Source organism: Bradyrhizobium sp. McL0616 (genome assembly GCF_049993385.1).
Classification (GTDB): Bacteria; Pseudomonadota; Alphaproteobacteria; order Rhizobiales; family Xanthobacteraceae; genus Bradyrhizobium.
Map to the genome: position 1 here is coordinate 860,346 of NZ_CP188255.1, position 23,193 is coordinate 883,538.

General features: G+C 64.7%; 22 protein-coding genes and 1 pseudogene. 14 read left to right on the forward strand and 9 right to left on the reverse strand.

The features are described 5' to 3' along the window. Positions 1-10: 10 nt before the first annotated feature. Positions 11-1,171 (reverse strand): ubiquinol oxidase subunit II, encoded by a 1,161-nt coding sequence (gene cyoA, locus ACPPVR_RS04145; protein WP_426612998.1) that lies wholly within the window; start codon positions 1,169-1,171, stop codon positions 11-13. Between the two features lie 181 nt (positions 1,172-1,352). Between cyoA and ACPPVR_RS04150 the strand changes: the two genes are divergently transcribed. Further along, the gene (locus ACPPVR_RS04150; RefSeq protein ID WP_426612999.1) at positions 1,353-2,681 is read left to right on the forward strand and encodes an MFS transporter; all 1,329 of its coding nucleotides are present in this window, start codon (positions 1,353-1,355) and stop codon (positions 2,679-2,681) included. Positions 2,682-2,748: 67 nt separating this feature from the next. Next, complete coding sequence (locus ACPPVR_RS04155; protein ID WP_426613000.1) at positions 2,749-3,150, forward strand: c-type cytochrome; 402 nt, start codon at positions 2,749-2,751, stop codon at positions 3,148-3,150. A 10-nt stretch (positions 3,151-3,160) separates the two neighbouring features. Here ACPPVR_RS04155 and ACPPVR_RS04160 read toward each other — a convergent pair whose 3' ends face one another. After that, on the reverse strand, positions 3,161-4,552 hold the full coding sequence (locus ACPPVR_RS04160) for a M48 family metalloprotease (protein ID WP_426616328.1): 1,392 nt from the start codon (positions 4,550-4,552) through the stop codon (positions 3,161-3,163). Between the two features lie 132 nt (positions 4,553-4,684). After that, positions 4,685-5,524, reverse strand: coding sequence for a thermonuclease family protein (locus ACPPVR_RS04165; protein ID WP_426613001.1), 840 nt, complete (start codon positions 5,522-5,524; stop codon positions 4,685-4,687). A gap of 296 nt (positions 5,525-5,820) precedes the next feature. Here ACPPVR_RS04165 and ACPPVR_RS04170 point away from each other — a divergent pair, with 296 nt between their 5' ends. The 4 genes from ACPPVR_RS04170 (at position 5,821) to ACPPVR_RS04185 (ending at position 10,920) form a co-directional block, all read left to right on the forward strand. After that, a complete protein-coding gene (locus ACPPVR_RS04170) occupies positions 5,821-7,026 on the forward strand; it encodes an ABC transporter substrate-binding protein (RefSeq protein ID WP_426613002.1) in 1,206 nt (401 codons plus the stop codon). A gap of 131 nt (positions 7,027-7,157) precedes the next feature. Then, a complete protein-coding gene (locus tag ACPPVR_RS04175) occupies positions 7,158-7,949 on the forward strand; it encodes an enoyl-CoA hydratase (protein ID WP_426613003.1) in 792 nt (263 codons plus the stop codon). Positions 7,950-7,951: 2 nt separating this feature from the next. After that, complete coding sequence (locus ACPPVR_RS04180; RefSeq protein WP_426613004.1) at positions 7,952-8,701, forward strand: hypothetical protein; 750 nt, start codon at positions 7,952-7,954, stop codon at positions 8,699-8,701. A gap of 104 nt (positions 8,702-8,805) precedes the next feature. Then, a complete protein-coding gene (locus tag ACPPVR_RS04185) occupies positions 8,806-10,920 on the forward strand; it encodes an acetate--CoA ligase family protein (RefSeq protein WP_426613005.1) in 2,115 nt (704 codons plus the stop codon). 155 nt (positions 10,921-11,075) lie between these two features. Here the strand turns inward: ACPPVR_RS04185 and ACPPVR_RS04190 are convergent, their stop codons facing one another. Genes ACPPVR_RS04190 through ACPPVR_RS04200 form a run of 3 tightly spaced genes read right to left on the reverse strand, consistent with a single transcriptional unit; the run spans position 11,076 to position 14,175 of the window. Next, positions 11,076-11,894, reverse strand: a complete 819-nt coding sequence (locus ACPPVR_RS04190; RefSeq protein ID WP_426613006.1) for an enoyl-CoA hydratase/isomerase family protein — start codon at positions 11,892-11,894, stop codon at positions 11,076-11,078. A 39-nt stretch (positions 11,895-11,933) separates the two neighbouring features. Then, positions 11,934-13,094 (reverse strand): acyl-CoA dehydrogenase family protein, encoded by a 1,161-nt coding sequence (locus tag ACPPVR_RS04195; RefSeq protein ID WP_426613007.1) that lies wholly within the window; start codon positions 13,092-13,094, stop codon positions 11,934-11,936. Positions 13,095-13,110: 16 nt separating this feature from the next. Continuing rightward, positions 13,111-14,175, reverse strand: a complete 1,065-nt coding sequence (locus ACPPVR_RS04200; protein WP_426613008.1) for an acyl-CoA dehydrogenase family protein — start codon at positions 14,173-14,175, stop codon at positions 13,111-13,113. A gap of 247 nt (positions 14,176-14,422) precedes the next feature. Here ACPPVR_RS04200 and ACPPVR_RS04205 point away from each other — a divergent pair, with 247 nt between their 5' ends. Then, positions 14,423-15,208 carry an SDR family NAD(P)-dependent oxidoreductase gene (locus tag ACPPVR_RS04205; RefSeq protein WP_426613009.1) on the forward strand — a complete coding sequence of 262 codons (786 nt, stop codon included), beginning with the start codon at positions 14,423-14,425 and terminating at the stop codon, positions 15,206-15,208. Between the two features lie 128 nt (positions 15,209-15,336). Here ACPPVR_RS04205 and ACPPVR_RS04210 read toward each other — a convergent pair whose 3' ends face one another. Both ACPPVR_RS04210 and ACPPVR_RS04215 read right to left on the reverse strand, forming a co-directional pair. Continuing rightward, on the reverse strand, positions 15,337-15,609 hold the full coding sequence (locus ACPPVR_RS04210; protein WP_426613010.1) for a GlsB/YeaQ/YmgE family stress response membrane protein: 273 nt from the start codon (positions 15,607-15,609) through the stop codon (positions 15,337-15,339). Between the two features lie 28 nt (positions 15,610-15,637). Beyond that, positions 15,638-16,249 carry a YidB family protein gene (locus tag ACPPVR_RS04215; RefSeq protein WP_426613011.1) on the reverse strand — a complete coding sequence of 204 codons (612 nt, stop codon included), beginning with the start codon at positions 16,247-16,249 and terminating at the stop codon, positions 15,638-15,640. 142 nt (positions 16,250-16,391) lie between these two features. Here ACPPVR_RS04215 and ACPPVR_RS04220 point away from each other — a divergent pair, with 142 nt between their 5' ends. Beyond that, positions 16,392-17,399, forward strand: coding sequence for a 2-dehydropantoate 2-reductase (locus tag ACPPVR_RS04220; protein WP_426613012.1), 1,008 nt, complete (start codon positions 16,392-16,394; stop codon positions 17,397-17,399). A 17-nt stretch (positions 17,400-17,416) separates the two neighbouring features. Continuing rightward, complete coding sequence (locus tag ACPPVR_RS04225) at positions 17,417-17,629, forward strand: hypothetical protein (RefSeq protein ID WP_426613013.1); 213 nt, start codon at positions 17,417-17,419, stop codon at positions 17,627-17,629. Positions 17,630-17,664: 35 nt separating this feature from the next. Here the strand turns inward: ACPPVR_RS04225 and ACPPVR_RS04230 are convergent, their stop codons facing one another. Then, a complete protein-coding gene (locus ACPPVR_RS04230) occupies positions 17,665-18,279 on the reverse strand; it encodes a hypothetical protein (RefSeq protein ID WP_426613014.1) in 615 nt (204 codons plus the stop codon). Between the two features lie 206 nt (positions 18,280-18,485). Between ACPPVR_RS04230 and ACPPVR_RS04235 the strand changes: the two genes are divergently transcribed. From ACPPVR_RS04235 to ACPPVR_RS04255, 5 genes and pseudogenes are all read left to right on the forward strand, one after another. Continuing rightward, complete coding sequence (locus ACPPVR_RS04235; protein WP_426613015.1) at positions 18,486-19,514, forward strand: alpha/beta hydrolase; 1,029 nt, start codon at positions 18,486-18,488, stop codon at positions 19,512-19,514. Positions 19,515-19,619: 105 nt separating this feature from the next. Next, complete coding sequence (locus ACPPVR_RS04240; RefSeq protein WP_426613016.1) at positions 19,620-21,131, forward strand: AMP-binding protein; 1,512 nt, start codon at positions 19,620-19,622, stop codon at positions 21,129-21,131. A gap of 25 nt (positions 21,132-21,156) precedes the next feature. Next, positions 21,157-21,795 carry an RraA family protein gene (locus ACPPVR_RS04245; RefSeq protein WP_426613017.1) on the forward strand — a complete coding sequence of 213 codons (639 nt, stop codon included), beginning with the start codon at positions 21,157-21,159 and terminating at the stop codon, positions 21,793-21,795. A 15-nt stretch (positions 21,796-21,810) separates the two neighbouring features. Continuing rightward, positions 21,811-22,181: pseudogene (locus ACPPVR_RS04250) on the forward strand (cupin domain-containing protein). A 48-nt stretch (positions 22,182-22,229) separates the two neighbouring features. Continuing rightward, positions 22,230-23,186 (forward strand): tripartite tricarboxylate transporter substrate-binding protein, encoded by a 957-nt coding sequence (locus ACPPVR_RS04255; protein ID WP_426613018.1) that lies wholly within the window; start codon positions 22,230-22,232, stop codon positions 23,184-23,186. Positions 23,187-23,193: the final 7 nt, after the last annotated feature.

The following is a 23,193-nucleotide window of genomic DNA, read 5'->3' on the forward strand; positions in this document are numbered from 1 at the left end:
GAGTCTGACTTTAGGAGTTTGATTTGGGACGTTGCCCGAGGAAGAAGGACGAAGACTTCAGCGGCGTGAAGGTCGGCCGCTTCAGGCCGGCACCGAGGAGCGGCGCGGTATCGAGGGGCGCCTTGATCGCGGCCGTCGTTTGGCCCTGCGGTGCATCGGGCGTGCAGGTGCCGGCGACGAAGGTCGGTTCGGGCCCAAGCGCGGTGCCGCGGCGGGCGTATTTGTCGTAGGCCAGTGGCAGAGTGTTGTTCAGGCCCTCATGGCCGAGGCCGCCCTTGGCGTCGATCGCCATCATCTCGCTCTGGCACATCTTGCCGGTCTCGACACACATGTTGAGGATCAGGCGGTAAAGATCGGAATCGATGGTGCCCCAGCGGCGCACCGGCTCGTTCTGGCTCGGCTTCTCGAGCTCGAGATATTCGGCGCGGCCGAGCGAGCCGCCGGTGGATTTGGCGCTGGCGATCCAGGCGTCAAAGCCCTTGTCGTCGAGGCCCTGGAAGTTGAAGTGCATGCCGGAGAAGCCGGCGCCGCTGTAGTTCGCGGAGAAGCCCTTGTAGGTACCGGCGTGGTTGATCACGGCGTGGAGCGACGTCTCCATGCCCGGCATCGCGTAGATCTGTCCGGCGAGTGCGGGGATGTAGAAAGAGTTCATCACCGAAGACGCAGTGATGTGGAAGTTGATCGGGCGATCGACCGGCGCGGCGAGCTCGTTGACGGTGGCGATACCGTAATCGGGGTAGACAAAGAGCCACTTCCAGTCGAGCGCGACGACATCGACTTCGAGCGGAGCCCTGGACTGGTCCACTGCGCGTTCTGCATTGATGCGGCCGATGTTGCGGTAGGGGTCGAGCAGATGCGTGCCCATCCAGGTCAGCGCGCCGAGGCAAACGATGATCAGCAGCGGTGCCGACCAGATCACCAGCTCGAGGCTGGTCGAGTGGTCCCATTCCGGCTCGTAGCGGGCCGAGGTGTTGGACTGGCGGTAGCGCCAGGCGAACAGCACCGTCAGCGCCATCACGGGGACGACGATCAGAAGCATCAGGACGGTGGAGATGACGACGAGGTCGCGCTGCTGGGCAGCGATGTCGCCGGCTGGTGCCAGCACGACGTAGTTGCAGCCACTGAGCGCAACTGCCAGGGGTAGCAGCGCCAGGATCTTGAGTCGGGACACGGGCCGAGCCTTTGAGAATGAGTTTCCTTTGTGGGGCCAATGGGTAGCTGCGGCGCAGCAATCCGGACATTGGACAATTTGTCCAATGTTGCAGTGCGAGATGTTGGGTCAAACAGGACCAGACTGCCTGGCGCCCCGCCGGGTGGTCGGCATTGGTTTTCAGGACGTTAAGGGCGCACGCATGGCGACGGCACAGACCCCCGCAATGGCAGACCTCCACTCGGGCGAGCACGGCCACGACCAGGCCAGTCCCGGCGAGATCGCCATCGGCGTCATCATCGGCCGCACCTCGGAATTCTTCGACTTCTTCGTCTACGCGATCGCCTCGGTGATCGTGTTCCCGCGCCTGGTGTTTCCGTTCACGAGCGAGCTGACCGGCACCCTCTATTCCTTCATGATCTTCGCGCTGGCCTTCATCGCGCGGCCGGTCGGAACCGTCATTTTCATGACGGTGGACCGGGAGTACGGCAAGACGGCCAAGCTGGTGTCGGCGCTGTTCCTGCTCGGTACCGCCACCGTGGCGCTCGCATTCCTGCCCGGTTATCACGAGATCGGCGCTGCGGCGATCTGGCTGCTGGCGCTGGCGCGCATCGCGCAGGGTCTGGCCTGGGGCGGCGCTTGGGACGGTATGGCTTCGCTCCTGGCGCTGAATGCGCCGCCTTCCAAGCGCGGTTGGTACGCCATGGTGCCGCAGCTCGGCGCTCCGCTCGGGCTGATCGTGGCGAGCGCGCTGTTCGCCTATTTCGCCGGCAATCTCTCGGCTGACGATTTCTTCGACTGGGGCTGGCGCTATCCGTTCTTCGTCGCCTTCGCCATCAACGTCGTGGCGCTGTTCGCGCGCCTGCGCATGGTGACGACCGAGGAATATGCTTCGCTGTTCGAGACCCGCGAATTGCAGCCGTCGCGCATCTCCGAGACTGTCGCGCGCGAAGGCCAGAACATCATGCTCGGTGCGTTCGCGCCGCTCGCAAGCTTCGCGCTGTTCCACATGGTCACGGTGTTCCCGCTGTCCTGGGTGTTCCTGTTCACCCGCGAAAGCCCGGTCCGCTTCCTGATCATCGAGATCGTCGCCGCCGTGTTCGGCGTCGCCGCGATCGTGGCCTCCGGCGTCATCGCCGACCGGGTCGGCCGCAAGCCGCTGCTGATGGGATCGGCGATTGCGATTGCGATCTACAGCGGTTTCGCCCCGCAACTGCTCGACGCCGGCGCGTTCGGCGAGACCATCTACATGGTGATCGGTTTCATCCTGCTGGGTCTCTCCTTCGGCCAGTCCTCGGGCGCGATCGCCTCGAATTTCAGGCAGGCCTACCGCTACACGGCTTCGGCACTGACCTCGGACATGGCCTGGCTGTTCGGTGCCGGCTTCGCTCCGCTCGTCGCGCTCCTGCTCGCCACCAATCTCGGCGTCATCGCCTCAGGTGCTTATCTGCTCTCGGGCGCGTTCTGGACCCTGCTTGCGCTCTGGCTCAGCGGTCAGCGCGAGGCGGGCGACATGGACGCGGGCGCTTAAGCGACCCGCGGACGGGAATAAAACGCGGCCCGGACGATCCTGTTTGCTGCCGCAAACAGGAGATCACATGAACGTCCGGTCGAATTCCGTCCTCCAGCGAAGCACTGCAAGCCTGGTCCTCGCCACCGTCGCGATGGCGATCGCTTGCACGCCCGGCCCCGCCGGCGCCACCGGCAATGCCGCGCGCGGCCAGACGCTCTACAAGGGCTGCGCGGATTGTCACTCGATCGACACCAACGATGTCGGCCCGATGCACAAGGGCGTGGTCGGGCGCAAGGCGGGCAGCGTTCCCGGCTACGATTACTCGCCCGATCTGAAGAACTCAGGGATCGTCTGGACCGAGGACAATCTCGACAAATGGCTGACCGGCCCGCAGGCCATGGTACCGGAAACCAAGATGTTCTTTGACGTGCCGGACGCGCAGGATCGCGCTGACATCATCGCGTTTCTGAAGGAAAAGGCGCGGTAGCCGCCGTGCCTCAATCCGTCACGATCTTGACGCGATCACGCACCTTCACCTGCGCGTTGCGATCGAGGCCATTGAGCACGCGAAAACGCTCGGCCGGGCGATCGACGCCAGCCATGCGGTGAGAGAGCGATTCCACGGTATCGCCGGGCTGCACGGTGATGACCTTGATGCGCAGCGGGCGCGCGGCCTGGATCTCGTCGAGCGTCAGGCGGCGGAATGAATTGACGGTCTCACGCGCATTGCGCTCGCTCTCGGTCGACTTCTGCCGGGTGGCGAAGATGAAGCGGTAGACGTCGCTGCCGAAGCGCAGCGCATAGACCTTGAACTGCCACTGATCGCCCTTGGCGGCGGCGGAGGCGGCCGGGAAGCCGTTGATGGTGATGTCCTCGGTGGACGCCTTCTCGACGCCTTCCATCCAGCCCGAATTGAGGTAATCGCCGAGCGACTGCTCGGCCGGCACGCGCACCACGTCGAAGCGCATTGCCTGCGAGCCGCCCTCGCGCACGCCGATCACCGCCTGCGCGGTGTTGTCGAGCGTGAAATTGTCCGGCGCCTGGAAGGTGAAGCCGAGCTTTGGATGCAGGAAGCGGCGGCCGCGGACGAAACCCTCGCTGGGGTCCTCGCCAAAGACGAGGTTGTCGATCGCTGCGAGATAGCTCTCGCGGTCACGCTCGCCACCTTCCGGGGCGACGTATTGGCGCGCGATGGTTTGCGCATTCTGCACGCGCTCGGGCGTGGCTGGATGCGACGAGGTGAAATCCTGCGCACGCGGATCGAGCGAGCTCTTGCCGGCCTTGAGCTCGGCATTGCGCTCCATCGCCGAGAGGAAGCGCGCCGCGCCATAGGGATCGAAATGCGCACGGGCGGAGATGCCGACGCCGATGCCGTCAGCCTCGAATTCCTGATTGCGCGAGAAGCTTGCCATGGTGAGCTTGGTCTTGGCGAGCGCGAGCGCGGTGAGATCGGGATCGGTGCTCATGTCGGTGACGACGCGGGTGACGATTGCGGCCTGGCGCGCCTGGTCCTCGCGCATCGCGGCGTGCTTGGACAGCACATGCGCCATCTCGTGGCTCAGCACCGAGGACAATTCCGACGTATCGCTTGCAAGCGCAAGAAGTCCGCGCGTGACATAGAGCTGGCCGTTCGGCAGCGCGAAAGCGTTCACCGCGCCGGAATTGAGGATGGTGACCTTGTAGCCCTGGTCCGGCCGATCGGAGGCCGCAACCAGCCGCTCGACGGTCTTGCTGACCAGTGATTCCAGCCGGGGGTCGTCGTAGGTGCCGCCATAGCTCGCCAGGATGCGCTCGTGCTCCTTCTCGGTGGCGGGGGTCTGGGCGACAGCCGGCTTCGGCTTGGGCATCGCGACCGTCGGCGTCGTCGCGGCAGTCTGGAACCGGCCCATATCGCCGCAGCCGGCGAGGGCTATGCTCAGCACAAGGCATAGCGCGGCCGGCGCAGCCCGCAGGCGGCGGCCATCACCTCGTCCGTGCCGTTCTAGCACCCCATTCACGTCGTCTAACCCGTGCCTGGCCCCTTAGGGCCTTACCCCTGGCTCGTTTGCGCCCAGCAACTCGATTTGTCCCACTCGGAGCACATCGATACGCGGCCCCGTCGTCCCCTCAATCCAGCCCCGGACTCGAATACGTCTATTTTCCAGGGACTTAAGGGTCATTCCGGCGCTTTCAAACGCCGGTATCATGCGCCTTGGAATAGTCACCGCAAAGCCGCGTGTCCAGTTCCGTCCGAAGTTGAGGTAGGTCACTGCCCCAGCTTGCCGGACCGACAGGACTTTGCCTTCGACCACCATAAACCGCCCGATCCCGGCCAAAATATCGTCCGGACTTTCCGCGTTTTTTATGGCGGACGAGTCAGCCCAACTGCCCTTTTTTTGGCGCCGCGCCTCGGCCTCCGCCGCCATTAGCGCCTCCGCGCAGTCCTTGTCGGAGACCTCGGCCGAGACAAGCGCATCGCCCTGGGCGAGCAGCATGGCCTGCACCGAGGTATCGCTCTCGCTGATGAACATGAGCGCCGATTGGCGGCCGTAACGGTCGGGTGTGTCGTCGGTGCTGCGCAGGCTCACGTCGCGGCCGACAAGCAGCGAAGTCAATGCCTGCTTCGTCGCCGCCGTCGCCTCGATGCCGGTGAGACGGATTTCGCGGCCGTCATCGAGCCGCACGCTGCGCGCATCGACGATTGCCGCGACGCGGCCTTCGCCCTGGGACTCGAACTGGCAGGGGGTCGCGAGCGCAGTGACGTGCGATGCGAGGAGGACTGCTGCGGCGATGAAGGTGAGAGATCGCGTCACGTTGCCCGGAGAGGTTGCGTTGCGCTCCACTCTTAACTCAAACGCGGCTCGCGACGAAGCGGCTTTCATCTGTGGCGACCCACCGTCGCCTCACACTCCGTCATTGCGAGCGCAGCGAAGCAATCCAGACTGTCTCTGCGGAAAGATTCTGGATTGCTTCGCTGCGCTCGCAATGACGACGTTGAGGCAACTTCCTGTCCTCCACCATTCCGTTTTGCGGAAAACATGCGCGCCAATCGCATCTTCGTAATGCACCCGCGCTTGCTGCGCTCTCGCGCATGCGGCATGATTGCGGCAATTGCGATAGCCAAGAGCAATAACCAAGCCGCCATTCAGAGGCAGGCGATCAAGGGAGGTTTTTTTCGATGAAGAGAATTTTGTCGGGCATTTTTGCCGCGTCGTTCGCGCTGAGCGCGAGCGCGGTGCAGGCCCAGGACAAGCCGCCCCTGAAGATCGGCGGCATCCTCGACATGTCGAGCCTTTACGCCGACATCACCGGCCCGGGCAGCGAGACCGCAGCCAAGATGGCGGTCGAGGATTTCGGCGGCGAGGTGCTCGGCCGCAAGATCCAGGTGCTGGCGGCCGACCATCAGAACAAGGCCGACCTCTCCGCCAACATCGCCCGCGACATGCTCGACAATCAGGGCGTCGAGATGATTTACGACGTCGCGGCCTCCGCGACCGCGCTTGCCGCCGGCGAGATCGCGAAAGCGCGCAACAAGATCATCATGTTCAACGGCCCGGGCTCGATCCGTCTCACCAACGAGGCCTGCGGTCCCTACACCATCCACTACGTGTTCGACACCTACGGCCAGGCCAACGTGACCGGCCTTGCGGCCGTGAAGTCGGGCCTCGACACCTGGTTCTTCCTGACCGCCGACTACGCCTTCGGTCAGGACCTGGAGAAGGACACCAGCGCCGTCGTCACCAAGACCGGCGGCAAGGTGCTTGGCAACGTGCGCCATCCGCTCAACACGTCGGATTTTTCGTCGTTCCTGCTTCAGGCCCAGGCCTCCAAGGCCAAGGTGATTGGCCTTGCCAACGCCGGCGGCGACACCGTCAACGCCATCAAGCAGGCGGCCGAGTTCGGCATCACCAAGGGCGGCCAGAAGGTCTCGCCGCTGCTCGCCTTCGTCACCGATATCGACTCGATCGGACTAGAGACGGCGCAGGGCCTGCTGCTGGCAGAGGCGTTCTACTGGGACCTCAACGACGACACGCGCGCATTCTCGAAGCGCTTCACCGAGCGCATGAAACGGCCGCCGACCTCGGCGCAAGCCGGCGTCTACTCGTCCGTCACGCACTATCTAAAGGCCGTGAAGACGGCCGGCACGACGGACGCTGCCGCCGTCATGAAGGTGATGAAGGAAACGCCGATCAACGATTTTTTCGCCAAGGGCGGCAAGATCCGCGAGGACGGCCGCATGTTGCACGACATGTACCTGTTCGAAGTGAAGAAGCCGTCGGAGTCCAAGGGCCGCTGGGACGACTACAAGCTGCTCGCCACCGTGCCCGGCAACGAGGCGTTCCAATCGCTGGAGCAGTCGCGCTGTCCGCTGGTGAAGAAGTAACTGCCGTCATTGCAAGGAGCGAAGCGACGAAGCAATCCACACAGTCTCTGCGGATACATTCCTGGACTGCTTCGCTGCGCTCGCAATGACGGTGGAGGTAGCTCAGTCAAACAACAACAAGGGAGACACCCATGAGCAACGAGATGGTTCTGCAAAAGCTGGAAGGCGGGCTGCTCACGATCACGATGAACCGCCCCGAGCGCAAAAATGCGCTCAACCCGGACATGGTGCGCGGGCTGGTAGAGGCGGCGCGGCGCGCGGCTGACGATCCGGAGGTGCGGGCGGTGCTGTTCAAGGGCGCCGGTGGCTCCTTCTGCGTCGGCGGCGACGTCAAGTCGATGGCGGAGGGCCGCGCACCGCTGCCGTTCGAGCAGAAGCTTGCGAACCTGCGCCGCGGCATGGAGGTCTCGCGCATCCTGCACCAGATGCCGAAGCCCGTGGTGGCGCAGCTCGATGGCGCCGCGGCCGGCGCCGGTCTCTCGATGGCGCTGTCCTGCGATCTGCGTATTGCTTCCGAGTCCTGCAAGATCACCACCGCTTTCGCCAAGGTCGGCTTCTCCGGCGATTACGGCGGCACCTATTTTCTGACCCAGCTGCTCGGCAGCGCCCGGGCGCGCGAGCTCTATCTGACCTCGCCGGTGCTCACAGCGAAGGAAGCGCATGCAATCGGCATGGTGACCAGGGTCGTGCCTGACGCCGAGATCGATGCGGCCGCGCACGAGCTCGCGTTGTCGCTGGCGCAGGGACCCTCGATCGCGCTCGGCTTCATCAAGCGCAACATCAACAATGCCGAGCATCTCGCGCTGGAAGACTGCTTCGACGGCGAGGCGATCCACCACACCCGCTGCGGCGACACCGAGGACCACAAGGAGGCCGCGAAGGCCTTCGTCGAGAAGCGCAAGCCCACCTTCAAGGGCGCATGACCATGGCACCCTATATGCGGCTGCGGCAGATCTGTCTGGTCGCGCCGCAACTCGCGTCCGTGATCTCGGACATTGCGGAGGTGATGGGCCTCGCCGTCTGCTACCGCGACGGCAATGTCGCAAAATACGGCCTGGAGAACACGCTGCTCCCGGTCGACACGATTTTACTGGAGGTGGTGGCGCCGTTCAAGGACGGCACCACGGCCGGCCGCTTCATCCAGAAGAGCGGCGGACGCGGCGGCTATATGGCGATCTTCTGCTGCAACGATCCGGATGAGCGCGGCCGCAACGCCAATGCGATGGGCGTGCGCACGGCCAACGTCATCGACCACGCGCCCTATCACGGCGTGCAGCTCCACCCCCGCGACTGCCGCGCCGCCTTCATCGAGTTCAACCACACCGTAGGCAGCGACGACATCTTGGGCGCGTATCCACCGGCCGGACCTGACTGGCAGAAGTCCATCCGCAGGGATGTGACGCAGGCGCTGACGGGTGTGGAGATGCAGAGCCCGGATCCGCAAGGGTTGGCGGAGCATTGGGGAAAGATCATTGGCGTTGCGCCGAATGGTGACGCCGAATTGAAGCTGCCCAATGCGACCTTCCGTTTCGTGAAGGGCACAAGCGAGATCATGAGCGCGCTGGAGTTTCGGGTGATTGACCTGGCCCAGGTGCTGCACGCAGCCAAGGCGAAGGGGCTCGCGGTTGCGGGCAACGAGTTCCTGCTGGGTGGGGTGACGTTCCGCGTCAGTTGATGGCTTGGAAGTGATCCGTCATCCCCGCGCAACGGCTTTGCCGTTGCGCGGGGATGACGGGTTGAGGAAGTACGGCTGGCTAAGAACAAGAACAGGGTCACTCCATGCCGCATCCGCTCGACAGCTTCTTCGCGCCGGCAAGCATCGCGCTGATCGGGGCCTCGCGCGATCACGAGAAGATTCCGGGGCGGCTGCTCGCGATGCTGCGCAAGAACGAATATCCCGGACAAATTTACCCGGTGAACCCGAACTATTCCGAGATCGACGGGCTCACTTGCTACAAATCGATCGCGGACATCGGCTCGACGATCGATCTCGCCGTCATCATCATTCCTGCTCGTGCCGTGCTTCCCGCGCTCGAGCAATGCGCCGCCGTCGGTGTGAAGAACGCCGTCATCATCTCGTCCGGCTTTGCGGAAGAGGGCGGCGACAGCGCGGGGGTGCAGGATGCGATCGCGGCGCTGGCCAAGCGCTCGGGCATGCGGATTTCCGGTCCGAACGCGGAGGGCTTTTTCAGCCAGGTGCAGCGCGTGGCGGCAACGTTCAGTCCCGCCGTGGACGTCAAGCCAGGTGTGGTGCCTCTCATCGCCACGACAAGGCGGATCGGCATCGTGGCGCAGAGCGGCGGCATCGGCTTTGCCTATTATCACCGCGCCAAGGCACTCGGTATTGCCGTCAGCTATGTCGTCAGCGCCGGCAATGAATCCGATCTCGGCGCCGGCGAGTTTCTCGACTACTTGGTGCAGGACACCGCGACCGATGTGATCCTGCTGTTCATCGAAGGCATTCGCGACGTCGACACGTTTTTGGCCGCTGCACGGCGCGCCGCGGAGATCAAGAAGCCCGTCATCGTCACAAAAGTTGGCCGTTCCCGCGCCGGCGAGCGCGCAGCGGCCTCGCACACTGCGAGCATGGCCGGCTGGTCAGCGGCGTATGACGCGGTGTTCGCGAAATATGGCTTCATCGTCTCCAACGATCTCGACGAGGCGCTGACGATCGCTGCGGTGCTCGTGAGCAATCCGCTGCCGAAAGGCGATCGTATCGCGGTGGTGACTGCCTCCGGCGGAGCCGGCATCTGGGGCGCGGATTCCGTGGCATTGCGGGGCTTGCAGGTGCCGGAATTGTCCGAGCCGATCCAGGCGGAGATCAAGAATCTGATGCCGTCCTACGGCACCGCGCGCAACCCGATCGACGTCACCGCCCAGGGTGTGACCTCGGGCGGCTTGCAGAAGAGCGTCGATCTCCTCACCGCCTCCGACGAGGTCGACGCGATCCTGGTCGTGCTGTCGCTGTCGAGCGAGGTGCGCAAGCCCTTTAGGGAAGACGAGCTGAAGCCGGTGCTTGCCGCGCAGAAAAAGCCGGTGGTGTTCTATTCCTACACGGTGCCGTCGGACTTTGCGCGGCGCGAGCTTGCGAAATCCGGCGTGGTCGTGCTGTCGGGCCTCACCCATGTCGGCGTCGCGATGCGGCAACTCGTCGATTTCGCGAAGTTCAGTCTCCCGAGGCCGGCGGACGAGACGCGGCTGCCGGCGCGCGATCTTTCGGCGCATTTGACCTCATCGGTGCTGTCTGAAGCCGACAGCAAGGAATTGCTCCGCGCCGCCGGCATCGCGCTGCCGGACGAGCTGCTGGTGAAGGAGAAGAGCGGGCTCGATGCTGCGGTCGCGAGCGTCGGTTTTCCGATGGTGATGAAGGTCCAGTCGCCGGACATTCCGCACAAGAGCGAGGTCGGCGGCGTGCGCGTCAACATCACCACCAAGGGCGAGGTGTTTCTGGTCTTCGAGTCGCTGCTCAACAATGCGCGCAAACACCGGCCGGAGGCGGCGATCCAGGGCGTGCTGCTCGGTCCGATGGCGAAGAAGGGCGTCGAGATCATCGTCGGCACGATGGCGGACAAGACCTTTGGGCCGATGGTGATGGTGGGTCTCGGCGGCATCACCACCGAACTGTTCCGCGACGTCGTCTATCGCCCGGCGCCGGTGGGTGCGGAAGAGGCGGGTGCGATGCTGGCCAGCTTGAAAGCCGCGCCGCTGCTGAACGGATTTCGCGGGGCGGTGAAGGCGGATGTTGTGGCGTTGTCACAGTTGATCGCGGATATTTCCATGCTTGCCGCGCGACACGCGGGGGAGATTGCGGAGATCGAGCTTAATCCGGTGCTGGTGCACGCCGAGGGACAGGGCGTGACGATTGTCGACGCGCTGGTGGTGGGGCGCGGTTAGACCCTCTCCCCTTGTAGGAGAGGGTGGCTGCGCGAAGCGCAGACGGGTGACGGGTCTCTCTCCGCGCGTGAACTGTTTCAGTAGTGTATGCGGAGGCAACCCCTCATCCGGCGCTTCGCGCCACCTTCTCCACAAGGGGAGAAGGAAGAGAGAAACTACCGCCCTTTAAAATTCGCCGCGCGCCGCTCTTCCGTCGCCTTGACGCCTTCCTTGAAATCCTCCGTCGCCCGCAATCGCGTCTGCTCCTCGAGCTCGTGATTGGTCGCGGCCATAACGCGGTCGGCGAGGCCCGCGCGCATCGTGGCGCGGGTGGACACGAGGCCGAGCGGGGAGCATTCGGCGATCTCGCCGGCGAGCTTCATCGCGGCCGCCTTGACCTGGTCCTGCGGCACCAGCTCGTTGGCGAGGCCCCATTTCACGGCCTCTTCGCCGGTGACGCGGCGGCTGGTGTAGAACATCAGCTCGGCATTGTTCTTGCCGATCAGCTCCGGCAGCGTCGTGGTCAGGCCGAAGCCGGGATGGAAACCAAGTTTGGTGAAATTCGCGGAGAAGCGCGCTTCGGGGCAGGTGACGCGGAAATCCGCAGACACCGCAAGGCCCAAGCCGCCGCCGATAGCCGCGCCCTGCACGGCTGCGACGATCGGCTTCTTGGCGCGGAAGATGCGCACGGCCTGGACGTAGAGATGGTTGATCGCGCCGAGGCTGTCGGCCGGATCGCCCTTGGCAGTCTTCTCGGCCTCGCGCGCCTCCTGCTCCTGCCGCGCCGGGTCTTTGAAATTGGCGCCGGCGCAGAATGCCTTGCCCTGTGCCGACAGCACGGAGCTGCGGATCTCGATGTCGCGATCGAACTCGTCGAGCGCATCCGCGATCTGGTTGATCAGCGAGATGTCGAAGAAGTTGAGCGGGGGGCGGCGGATCTCGATGCTGCCGACATGTCCGACCTTCTCGACGCCGATGTCTTTATACGTGCTCATGATGTCCTCGAAGAGTTAGCGCAAGCCCAGTCCGCGCGATTAGCGCAAACCAAGTCCGCGGGCGATGATGCCGCGCAGCACTTCCGTGGTGCCGCCCTGGATGGTGAGTTTCGGTGCGGTCTTGATCGCGAAGTCGAGCTGCCGCTCCAGCGTCTCGCGATTGGTCGCGGTCTCCTCGACGAAGGCGGCGAGATCGCGCACGCGGTGCGGAAGCTGCTGCTCCCAGACCGTGCCGATGTCCTTGACGATGGAAGCCTCGACCACCGGCTCCTTGCCGGCCTGCAGCATGCCGGCGACCGAGACCGACATGCGCCGCATGGTGTGGAGCTGCGCCACCAGCCGGCCGATGCCCTCGGCGCTGCGCGTGTCCGGATTGGGGCCGACCGCGCGCACGAGCTCGGTCAGCACGTAATAGGTCTCCAGGAAACGCTCGGGCCCGGAACGCTCATAGGCAAGCTCTGATGTCGCCTGCTTCCAGGCGCCGTCGACCTCGCCGAGCACGTGATCCTCGGGCACGAAGAAGTCGGTGAAGACGACCTCGTTGAACTCGTACTGGCCGGTGATCTGGCCGATCGGGTTCACCTGGATGCCGGGCTGCTTCATCTTGACCAGAAACTGCGTCAGGCCGTGGCGGCGGTTTTCCTTGGTCGGCTGCGAGGTGCGGAAAATCGCGATCATGTAGTCGGCGATGTGCGCCGACGACGTCCAGATCTTTGTGCCGTTGATGAGATAGCCGCCGTCGGTCTTGGTCGCGCGCGTCTTGGCGGCGAACAGGTCGGAGCCGGAGTTCGGCTCGCTCATGCCGATCGCGAAGCAGATCTCGCCGCGGCAGATCCGCGGCAGGATCTCCATCTTGATATGCTCGGGCGCGTATTTCAGCAGCACCGGCCCGCTCTGGCGGTCGGCGACGAAGAAGCGCCGCGTCGGCGCGTTGGCCACGCGCATTTCTTCGGTGACGACATAGCGTTCGAGGAACGAGCGCTCCTGGCCGCCATATTTCTTCGGCCAGGTCATCCCCAGCCACCCCTTGGCGCCGACCCGGCGGGAAAATTCCGGCGCGTCGGTGTCTTCGCGGTTGGGCTTGTGCGGATCGAAGGTGCCGGCGGCGATTTCCTCGGCGAGGAACGCGCGCACTTCCTTGCGCAACTGTTCGCATTCTTCAGGCAGGCGGATCGGATCGAAACGGAGAGCGGCGGTCATGAGTTTCTCTCCCTGATCAACGCGCGGCCACGAGCGGCCACAATTCATCGGCGCCACGCCTGGCGACGAGCTTGCCGAGCTCGACGGCCCAGTGGCTTTCCGAACCAAAGTCGTCACGCCAGGCCAGCGCCCGCAGCGAATAGCGGTGCAGGATATGCTCGATGGTGAAGCCGATCGCGCCATGCACCTGATGCGCGATGGCGCCGCCCTTTTCAGCGGCCTCCGCGCAGCGGATCTTTGCCGAGGCGGCTTCAAGATAGACCTCGTCGTCGAAGGTCTTTGCATTCGCGATGGCATCGGCCGCGGAGGTCGCGGCCGCCAGTGCCGCGGCGGATTCGCCGGCGAGGCGCGCGAGATTGTGCTGCACGGCCTGGAATTTCGAGATCTTCTTCTCGAAGGCGACACGCTCGTTGGAGTAGCGAACGGAGATGTCGAGCATCGCTTCCAGCGCGCCGGCGATCTGAAGGCTGCGCGCGACGCCGCCGATCAGCATCAGTTTGGTCTGGTCAAAGCCCTTTGGTGCGGGCTTGATTGTAATCGGCTGCACCTTGTCGAGCGTGACGGTGTCGCTGTGGTCGTAGCCGACATTGAGTCCGGATTCGGTCCGGCCCTTGCTCGCATCGACCAGTGCGATCGAGACGCCGTCCTTGCCACGCGCCAGCACGGCAAAATGCTTGGCCGCCTTCGCAAACGGAACGCCGCGGGCACGGCCGGAGAGCGAACCGTCGGCATCGAGCGTGATGCGATCCTTTGGGGATGCCGGCAGCACCGTCATCTCACCCGCGGGGGAAGCGACCTCCGCCTGCGCCAATAGCCAGCCCGCGAGCATGGTCTCGGCGAGGGGAACCGCGACTGCGAAGCGGCCGGCGGCATTCAGCAGTGCAAAGCCGTCCGCAAGGCTCGCGCCGGAGCCGCCGAGGTCATCAGGCACCCACGCCAAGGGGAGGCCGGCTTCGCTCAGCGCCTGCCACAGCGGCGCCTGCCACGAATCCTTCTTGTCGTTGTTGATGGTCTGCGGATCGGCGAGATCGGCGAAGATTTTCTCCGCGGTCTCGACGACGATATTGTCACTCTCCGCCACAGCGTTCCCCGTGTTTTACCATTGGCGCGTCCCACCCCACGGGCCGGCGCGCGGCTTCTTCTTGCGCCCGATGATCGAAAAAAGCCATGGCCCTGACAAGCGTTGATCGCAGGTCCATCTGCGACGCCGGCATAGGCAAAGGGATCACTCTGGACTAATTCCGCTTAGCGGAGTTTGCTTGATTTGCAGGGCGCGGCAAACTCGCTAAACAGGGCGCCTGCAATTCAATAACGGGAAGGAAATCCGGATGGCTAAGGACAGTTTGTGCGCAATCGTGACGGGGTCCGCATCTGGCCTTGGCGCCGCGACCGCTGAAATTCTCGCGCGAAGCGGGGCGCGGCTCGTCATCAACTATTCCTCGAGCCAGAAGGAAGCAGAGGCTACGGCAGAACTCTGCCGCAAGGCCGGCGCTGCGGAAGTTCTGGTCGCGCAGGGCGACGTTTCAAAGGATGAGGATTGCCGCAAGATCGTCGCGGCAGCGAGCGGCTGGGGCCGGCTCGACATCCTCGTCAACAATGCCGGCACCACCAAGCATGTCGCCCATGCCGATCTCGACGGATTGTCGGCGGAAGATTTCCAGCGCTTGTACGGCGTCAACACCATCGGCCCGTTCCAGATGGTGCGCGCGGCACGCAGCCTGCTCGAGGCCGGCGCGAAGGCTTCGGAGCGGCCGTCGGCGGTGGTCAACATCTCTTCAGTGGCCGGTATCAGCGGCGTCGGCTCGTCGATTGCGTACGCCGCGAGCAAGGGCGCGCTGAACACGATGACGCTGTCGCTGTCCCGTGCGCTGGCGCCGCTGATCCGCGTCAACACGGTGTGCCCCGGCTATATCGACACGCCTTGGTTCACCAAGGGCCGCGGCGAGGCCGGAGCAAAGCAGGTGCGCGACAGCGTAGTGGCAAAGGTGCCGCTGAAGGTCGCGTCAACCGCCGACGACATCGCGCAGCTCGTCTGCTTCCTGGCAATGCCGGCGTCGAGCAACATGACCGGCGAGGTCGTGCGGATGGACGCGGGCATGCATTTGATTACCTGAACTTGCACAATTGCGAGCGAAGCGAAGCAATCCAGAACGTGTCCGCGGGGACAGTCTGGATTGCTTCGTCGCAACGGCTCCTTGCAATGACGGAGTATGAGGGGGGGCTTGTCCCCTTCGTTACGCCGTCACCCCTTGATCACGCCGCTCGCCACCAGCCGGTGCCAGATGAACAGCACGACCACGGCGCCGATGGTGGCCATGATGAAGCCGGCACCCTGGTCGGGACCGTAGTGGCCGATGGCCTGGCCGATGAAGGTCGCGAGAAACGCGCCGACGATGCCGAGGATGGTGGTCAGGATGAAGCCTGACGGGTTGTTCGGTCCCGGCGACAGAAAACGCGCAATGAGGCCGGCGATGAAGCCGACGACGATGATCCACAAGATGCCGCCCATGCTCATGTCAGTGCTCCCCTCGGTTTGACTAAAATCAGACTCTGCCCGAGACCTCGTTCTCGGTTGGCAGCCGGCCGTCCGGCGTCAAATGGTCGACCACCTGCGGCAGGTACTGGCTGAGGCCGGAGAGCAGCTCGTCGCGCGACAGGCCGCTCTGGGCGGACAGGCTCTGGATCTGGTCGGCGCCGAGTGCGTTGGCGAGATCGCCGGGCGCAATCGGCTTGTTCTCGCCCTTGCCGACCCAGCTATTCGCGGTCTCGCCGTGGCCGCCCTGCTGGAGCTGATTGAGGAGATCGCCGAGCCCGCCGCTGAGCACGCTGCCGGCCGCGCCGCCCGCGAGCAGGCCACCGAGGCCGCCCTTGAGCATGTCACCAAGGCCGCCACCGCCGCCAAGAGCACCACCTGGCGCGCCACCCGGGCCTCCGCCCGGGCCCGCATTCACCGGCGGCGGCACGGAGGTCGGCGCCGTCTGCGGCGCCGCGCCCGGCTGGCCAGTTGTCAAATGCTTGAAAGTCTTCCAGGCGAGCAGGCCAAGGATCGCCATGGTCATGGGCGACATGCCGCCGCCGGATGAGGATTGTGAACTCGGCGCGCTTGGGCCGCGCGGGCCGTTCTGCATGCCGTTGAGGACGTCGAGTAAACCCATGGCGTTCTCCTGCCGGTGACAAGCCCCTTGCCAAAACATATGAGGCTCTCATGACGGTTACAAGGCGATTGCGCCGCAACCGGCGATGGGCAGCCCGCATCGGCTCTGCTATCGAGGGCCGGTCATTCAGGGGGCAAGCCAGGTGGTTACGGATCGATCGATCGTGGTGGCCGGTGCGGGCGCCATCGGCTGTTTCGTCGGCGGCATGCTCGCGGCGGCCGATCGCCGCGTTGCACTTTTGGCGCGACCGCGGGTGAAAACCGAGATCGAGCGGTACGGCCTGCGGCTGACCGATTTCGACGGCTCCGAGAACAAGCTCGGTGCCGGCCAGCTCGCGCTGTCGGAGGATCCCGCGATCTTCCACAGCGCGGGCATCGTGCTGGTCACGGTGAAGAGCGCCGACACGGCTGATGTCGCGGACCAGATCGCCCAGCATGCGCCGCAGGATGCCGTCATCGTCTCACTGCAGAACGGCGTCGGCAATGTCGCGGTGCTGCAAGAGCGTCTCGGCGGCCGGCGCGTGCTGGCGGGCATGGTGCCGTTCAACGTGATCGCCATGGGAGAGGGGCGTTTCCACCGTTCCACCTCCGGCGACATTCATGTCGGCGAGGATGCGGACAACACCGCCGCAGCTCTTTCGGTGCCTGGTCTCACCGTGCGCGCGAGCCGCGACATCACCGGCGTGCAATGGGGCAAGCTGATCATCAATTTGAACAACGCGCTCAGCGCGCTGTCCGACATGCCGCTCGCCGCGCAATTGGCGAATCGCGACTGGCGAAGATTGTTCGCCGACCAGATGGCGGAGGGGCTGGCCGCGCTGAAGGCCGCCGGCATCGCGCCGGTGTCGGCGACGCCGATCCCGGCAAACTGGACGCCGACCTTGCTGCGATTGCCCGACATGATTTTCGGTGCGATCCTGGGCCGCACGATGAAGATCGATCCCGAGGCGCGCTCCTCGATGTGGCAGGATCTGAAGCAGGGCCGCAAGACGGAGATCGACTATCTCCAGGGTGCGGTCATTGCGCTTGCCGAACAGAACAAGGTCGATGTGCCGTTGATGCGCCGCATTGTTGCGCTGATCAAGGACGCCGAGACGGCGGCCGCGGGCCCGCCCGGCCTGACGCCGCAGCAGATTCGCAGGTCGGCTTGAGCGCGATGGAGAACGCGATGAAGCGTTGTTTGACAATTGGCCTGGTGCTGGCTGCGCTCTGCGGCGCAACGACGCTCGCCTTTGCGAGGCCGCCGACGGTTATGAACTCTCCCGGCTATGACAGGCGATTGCAGGAGAGCAGGTCGGCGCTGAGCAATTCACCGACCACAGCGCCGGCGATTCCAACGGTGCCCGCATCCAAGCGCAGTAAGAAGAAGCATCCGAACTGAGAAGGTGCGCTCGCAATGACGGTTGAGGCCGCGCCTCAGCTCTTCTTCGCTGGCTTGCTCGGCGTCGGGCTGAACAGCTTCTTGATATCGTTCAAGCTCTCGGACAAACGCGGCCATTCGCAGGAGAACGCACCCTTGGTGCAGGGTGCGCCCTTCGGTCGCTGGCCCGCAGTCTGCAAAACCTTCGGTCGTTCGACCGGAACCGGCACGCGCACGACGTCGGTTCGCAGCGCGACCTGCTGGACCTGCTGCGCCTGTTGGTCCTGCTGCTGGCGCGCGAGGGCGTCGGCCACGACAGTGCTGCGGCGCTGATTGGCGAGATAAGCGGTGTAGGATTCGTCGATCTTCTTCTGCTCGTCCGGCGTCGGATTGGGTCCGGCAATGTCGAAGGTGCGGTCCTGCAGGAAGTCGTAATAGGTGTAACCGCCGCCGGTCTTGCGGCGGCCGGCGAACTTGGCGTTGCAGTCTGCAAGCGCCGATGTTTTCTCGGTCTTGGACGCGGCCCTCTCGGCGGCGTCGGCGCATTCCTCGAAATCGACCGGGGCACGCTTCCACCATTGGGCGTGGACATGCGCCGGCGTCAGCAGAAAAAATCCTGCTGCGGCAACGAGAAGCGGCGCCGCACGACGCAATGCAAACACGGACGACATTCTACGAGAGCATTCCTTGCAAAACTCAACCCGAACTGAGTCGAGACGGATTTTTGCCCCTTTATCGCCGGCTTGTCACCCATGGAACCCGGGAATTTCATGGCCGTAATGCTGACATTTTTGCTTGACGTGGCGCGGGAGTCACAGCCGCGCGCCGTGCGATGCGCGTAGAGTTTTATCGATTTGATTTCAAAAAAGGGGACGACATGAGAGCGCTGGCTGGTCTTGCCGCAATCGCGTTGACGCTCATTTGCGGCCATGCGCGCGCCGCGGACGAGGATGCACCCAACCGCAAGCCGGTGAAGGTCGTCGCCGATGCGCGGCTTGCGGTCGGCGGCCAGGGGATGTTGCCGCTGTATATGTCCAGCGACTGGTCGATGCCGCTGCCGGCGATTTCGCGGGCGATCATCGTGCTGCACGGACGCCTGCGCAACGCCGACGAATATTATATTTCAGCCAACACCGCCCAGGTCGCGGCGGGCAATGACGGCAAGGCCACGCTGATGATCGTGCCGCAATTTCTCGCGGAGATCGATATCGAAGCGCACAAGCTGCCCGCGGAAACGCTGCGCTGGTCGCTGGAGGGATGGGAGGGCGGCGATGCGGCGCTTGCGCCGAATCCGGTGTCTTCCTTCGAGGCGCTCGATGCGATCCTTGCAAAACTGTCCGACCGGCGCATCTTCCCGAACCTGAAGCAGGTCGTGGTCGCCGGCCATTCCGGCGGCGGCCAGGTCGCGCAGCGTTACGCCATTGCCGGCAAGGGCGAGGCAGCGCTATCGCGCCAGCACATCGATGTCCGCTATGTCGTCGCCAACCCGTCGTCCTATGCGTATTTCAGCACTGAACGACCCGTGCCTCAAATCGCCGCATCCTGCGCGGGCTACAACAACTGGAAATACGGCATGGACGAGCGTCCGCCCTATCTTGCGGATGCAACGCCGGCTGCGCTGGAGCAGCGTTATGTCGCGCGCGACGTGATCTATTTGCTGGGCACGCTCGACACCAATCCGGAGCATCCCGCGCTCGACAAGAGCTGCATGGCCAAGGCGCAAGGCCCCTATCGCTACGCCCGCGGCCACGCCTATGTGGACGCGATGGCCAAGCGCGACCACGGCATACCCAATCACAGGGTGTGGGATGTCGCAGGAGTCGGCCATGATGGCGACAAAATGCTGACCTCGAAATGCGGTCTTGCGGCGCTGTTCGATATTCCGGGCTGCGGGGCGGAGCGCTGATCCCTTGAAGGCAGGCACCTTGAAGGGTTGGATCCGGCTGTTACACTTCGCCCCGTGAGCGCCTCACCATGAGGCGCCGCCAAGAAGACGAAGTGGAAACGCCTGATGCTGCTGCCCCTGTCCGACGTGCCGCGCTGGTACGCGCAACGCAAACCGCAAGGCACGATCGCCGTCCGCCATGGGCAGGACACGCTGACATGGGACGAGCTTGAGCGCGGCGCCAACCGTCGGGCGCGGGCATTTGCCGCCAAGGGCGTCAAGCCAGGCGATTTCGTCGCAATCGGCCTCCCCAACGGCAATGCGTTCTTCGAAACCAGCTTTGCGGTGTGGAAATGCGGGGCGACGCCGACCTCGCTGTCATGGCGGCTGCCGCGCGGCGAGGCCGCTGCCGTGCTGGATATTCTGAAGCCGGCGCTGGTGGTCGGTGGCGAAGCCGACTGGAATGCGCCGAACCGTCTGCCGGCGGATTTCGTGCCGGACGGGTTTTCCGACGAGCAGCTCACCCCGCCGGTGGCTCGCTATTGGAAGGCCATGACCAGCGGCGGCTCGACCGGCCGGCCAAAGGTGATCCTCGATCACCAGCCGGCCGTGACCGACACCGTCGCCGCGCTGCCGCTCAACATTCCCACCGGCGCGTCACTGCTCAATCCGGGCCCGCTCTACCACAATGCGCCGTTCATCCTGTCGCATTTTGCGCTGTTCGGCGGCGGCCAGCTCACCGGCCTCGTCAAGTTCGACGCGGAGGAGACGTTGCGCCTGATCGAACGCGAGCGTGTGCAATGGGTCAATTTCGTGCCGACCATGATGCACCGGATCTGGGCGCTGCCGGAGAGCGTGCGCAATGCCTACGATGTGTCGAGCCTTGAGACCGTGTTTCACATGGCCGCCCCGATGCCGCCCTGGCTCAAGGAGAACTGGATCGCCTGGCTCGGGCCGGAGCGGATCTGGGAGCTCTATGGCGGCACCGAGCGACAAGGCTCCTGCATCATCTCCGGCACGGAATGGCTGACGCACAAGGGCTCGGTCGGCAAGATCGGCGAGATGGCGCGCTTGCGCATCGTTGGCGAGGACGGCAACGACGTCGCGCCGGGCGAGACCGGCGAAATCTATTTCCTCAACAATGACGGCAAGGATGCCACCTATCACTATCTTGGTGCCGAACCGAAGCGGCGCACAGATGGCTGGGAATCGCTGGGCGATATCGGCAGGCTGGACGCCGAAGGCTATCTCTATCTTGGCGACCGCCTCGCCGACATGGTACTGCGCGGCGGCGCCAACATCTATCCGGCCGAGGTCGAGGCCGCGGTCTCTGCCTGTCCCGGCGTGCGCTCCTGCGTGGTGGTGGGATTGCCCGATCCGGAGTTCGGCCAGCGTGTGCACGCGATCATCGAGCCGGAGGCCGATGCGGACGGCCAGGCGATCGCCGACGGCATGGCATATTTTTTGAAGGACAAGCTCAGCCGCTACAAACATCCGGAGAGCTTCGAGATCGTCAGCGCCCCGCCGCGCGATGATTCCGGAAAAGTCCGCCGCACGCTGTTGCGCGACGAGCGCGCGGCTTGGATGAAGGAGGGGCGCGCGTTCCGCATCATGCCCTCGAAGGCGCACGCTGACTAAGAGACATCACGGAAGGACTGAACGTATGACCATCACCATCGCTGCGAACTCTGTGCCGAAACCGCCGGCCGCCATCATCGAAGGCTTCAGGGTCGCACCGACGTCGATCATCTCCGACAATCTGGCCCGGCTGCCGGGCGCGGTCGGGCTAAAACCCTATCACCGCAGCGGCAAGCTGATCGGGACGGCCTTCACGGTGCGCACGCGGCCCGGCGACAATCTCGCCATCCACCGCGCGCTCGAGCTGGTCGGTCCTGGCGACGTCATCGTGGTCGATGGCGGCGGCGACGAGACCCGGGCGCTGGTCGGCGAAATCATGAAGAACATCGCGCAGTGGCGCAAAGCGGAAGGTTACGTGATCGACGGCGCGATCCGCGATGTCGCAGCCTTCGCTGGGGACGACTTTCCCTGCTTCGCCCGCGCGGTGATCCACCGCGGCCCCTACAAGAACGGTCCCGGTGACATCAACGTGCCTGTTACGATCGGCGGCAGCGTGATCTCGCCCGGCGACATCGTGGTCGGCGACGAGGACGGCGTGGTGTCGTTTCCCGCCGCAGGCGCCGCGGCGCTGCTGGAAGCAGTGCGCGCCCAGATCGCGCGCGAGGAGGAAACGCTGAAAACGATCCGCGAGGGCCGCTACCAGGGCTCCTACGGCAAGTCCTGATCAAGGGAGGATGGCGTGAGCCAGAGGGAAGAATTTCACAATCTCGATGATGCCGCCGACGGGCTGTTTCGCGAACTAGCGGCGGGGTGACCACGCGCATCTTCTCCGGCGACCAGGCGATGCTGTCGGTGGTGACGCTGGCGCCGCATGCGCAAGGCACGCTGCATCATCATCCCGAGGAGCAATGGGGCGTGCTGCTCGACGGCTCCGCGATCCGCGTCCAGGGCGACGAGGAAATCTCGGTGAAGAAGGGCGATTTCTGGCGCACGCCTGGCAACGTGCCACACACCATGCGTGCTGGCCCTGACGGCGCCCGCGTGCTGGACATCTTCAGTCCGCCGCGACCTGAGTACAAGAAAGCGGGGTCGGGTTTCGGGACGACCTAAAGCGCCAAAGAGCAAAAAGCCAGGCGCAAAATAAAAAGGGAGGCGACCATGACCATCACACGCCGCGCGCTGCTGGCAGCGCCGGCCATCCTCGCAATGACGCCGGCGAAGGCGCAGGCCGGCAAGATCACGCTGGTGGTGCCGTTTCCGCCGGGCGGCTCGACCGACGCGATGGCGCGGCTCCTCCAGAGCAATCTGCAAACCAGGCTCAACCGCGTCGTCGTGGTCGAGAACAAGTCGGGTGCGGCCGGCGCTCTCGGGGCGGCGCAGGTCGCCAAGAGCCCGCCGGATGGCTCGTCGTTCCTCGTCACCTTCGATTCCCACGCGGTGATCCCGTCGATCCTCGACAAGCCGCCGGTCGACGTCGAGCGCGAGCTGATGCCGGTCTTCCTGGTCGGCACCGCGCCTTACGTGATCGCGGCCAACGCAAGCCGGCCCTACAAGAGCTTTGCCGACGTTGTGGCCGCCTGCAAGGCGACCCCGGGTGCGGTGAAATACGCCTCCGTCGGCATCGGCACACTCGGCCATCTCGCGATGACCGTGCTCGGCAGCAGGGCGGGCGTCGAGATTACCCACGTGCCCTATCGCGGTGGCGGGCCTGCCATGAACGACGTGCTTGGCGGCCATGTCGATCTCATCGCGGGATCGGCGGCACTGGTCGCAGCCCAGCTCGGCACCAATCTGCTGCGTCCGATCCTGCAACTCGGCCGTACGCGGCTGCCGCTCCTCCCGGATACGCCGACCGCGATCGAGGCCGGCTTCCCGGATTTCGAGACGCTGGCATGGTGGGGCATCTTCGCGCCCACGGGCACGCCGCCCGACATCGTCTCGGCGATGGCGGCGTCAACCAGGGAGATCCTGAGCGAGCCCGCAACTGCCGCGCAGCTCAGAGAGACGCAGCAGATGACGCTGCTGCTCGAGGACGGGCCTGCGTTCAAGACCTTCTTCGACGCGCAGGTCGCCTATTGGGGCAAGGTCGTGCGCGAGAACAATATCAGGGCATGAGAAGCCC

Coding starts and splice junctions, on each gene's coding strand:
- ACPPVR_RS04150 (WP_426612999.1), top strand. CDS start 1,353: ATGGCGACGGCACAGACCCCCGCAATGGCAGACCTCCACTCGGGCGAG.
- ACPPVR_RS04155 (WP_426613000.1), top strand. CDS start 2,749: ATGAACGTCCGGTCGAATTCCGTCCTCCAGCGAAGCACTGCAAGCCTG.
- ACPPVR_RS04160 (WP_426616328.1), bottom strand. CDS start 4,552: ATGGGCCGGTTCCAGACTGCCGCGACGACGCCGACGGTCGCGATGCCC.
- ACPPVR_RS04165 (WP_426613001.1), bottom strand. CDS start 5,524: ATGAAAGCCGCTTCGTCGCGAGCCGCGTTTGAGTTAAGAGTGGAGCGC.
- ACPPVR_RS04170 (WP_426613002.1), top strand. CDS start 5,821: ATGAAGAGAATTTTGTCGGGCATTTTTGCCGCGTCGTTCGCGCTGAGC.
- ACPPVR_RS04175 (WP_426613003.1), top strand. CDS start 7,158: ATGAGCAACGAGATGGTTCTGCAAAAGCTGGAAGGCGGGCTGCTCACG.
- ACPPVR_RS04180 (WP_426613004.1), top strand. CDS start 7,952: ATGGCACCCTATATGCGGCTGCGGCAGATCTGTCTGGTCGCGCCGCAA.
- ACPPVR_RS04185 (WP_426613005.1), top strand. CDS start 8,806: ATGCCGCATCCGCTCGACAGCTTCTTCGCGCCGGCAAGCATCGCGCTG.
- ACPPVR_RS04190 (WP_426613006.1), bottom strand. CDS start 11,894: ATGAGCACGTATAAAGACATCGGCGTCGAGAAGGTCGGACATGTCGGC.
- ACPPVR_RS04195 (WP_426613007.1), bottom strand. CDS start 13,094: ATGACCGCCGCTCTCCGTTTCGATCCGATCCGCCTGCCTGAAGAATGC.
- ACPPVR_RS04205 (WP_426613009.1), top strand. CDS start 14,423: ATGGCTAAGGACAGTTTGTGCGCAATCGTGACGGGGTCCGCATCTGGC.
- ACPPVR_RS04210 (WP_426613010.1), bottom strand. CDS start 15,609: ATGAGCATGGGCGGCATCTTGTGGATCATCGTCGTCGGCTTCATCGCC.
- ACPPVR_RS04215 (WP_426613011.1), bottom strand. CDS start 16,249: ATGGGTTTACTCGACGTCCTCAACGGCATGCAGAACGGCCCGCGCGGC.
- ACPPVR_RS04225 (WP_426613013.1), top strand. CDS start 17,417: ATGAAGCGTTGTTTGACAATTGGCCTGGTGCTGGCTGCGCTCTGCGGC.
- ACPPVR_RS04230 (WP_426613014.1), bottom strand. CDS start 18,279: ATGTCGTCCGTGTTTGCATTGCGTCGTGCGGCGCCGCTTCTCGTTGCC.
- ACPPVR_RS04235 (WP_426613015.1), top strand. CDS start 18,486: ATGAGAGCGCTGGCTGGTCTTGCCGCAATCGCGTTGACGCTCATTTGC.
- ACPPVR_RS04240 (WP_426613016.1), top strand. CDS start 19,620: ATGCTGCTGCCCCTGTCCGACGTGCCGCGCTGGTACGCGCAACGCAAA.
- ACPPVR_RS04245 (WP_426613017.1), top strand. CDS start 21,157: ATGACCATCACCATCGCTGCGAACTCTGTGCCGAAACCGCCGGCCGCC.
- ACPPVR_RS04255 (WP_426613018.1), top strand. CDS start 22,230: ATGACCATCACACGCCGCGCGCTGCTGGCAGCGCCGGCCATCCTCGCA.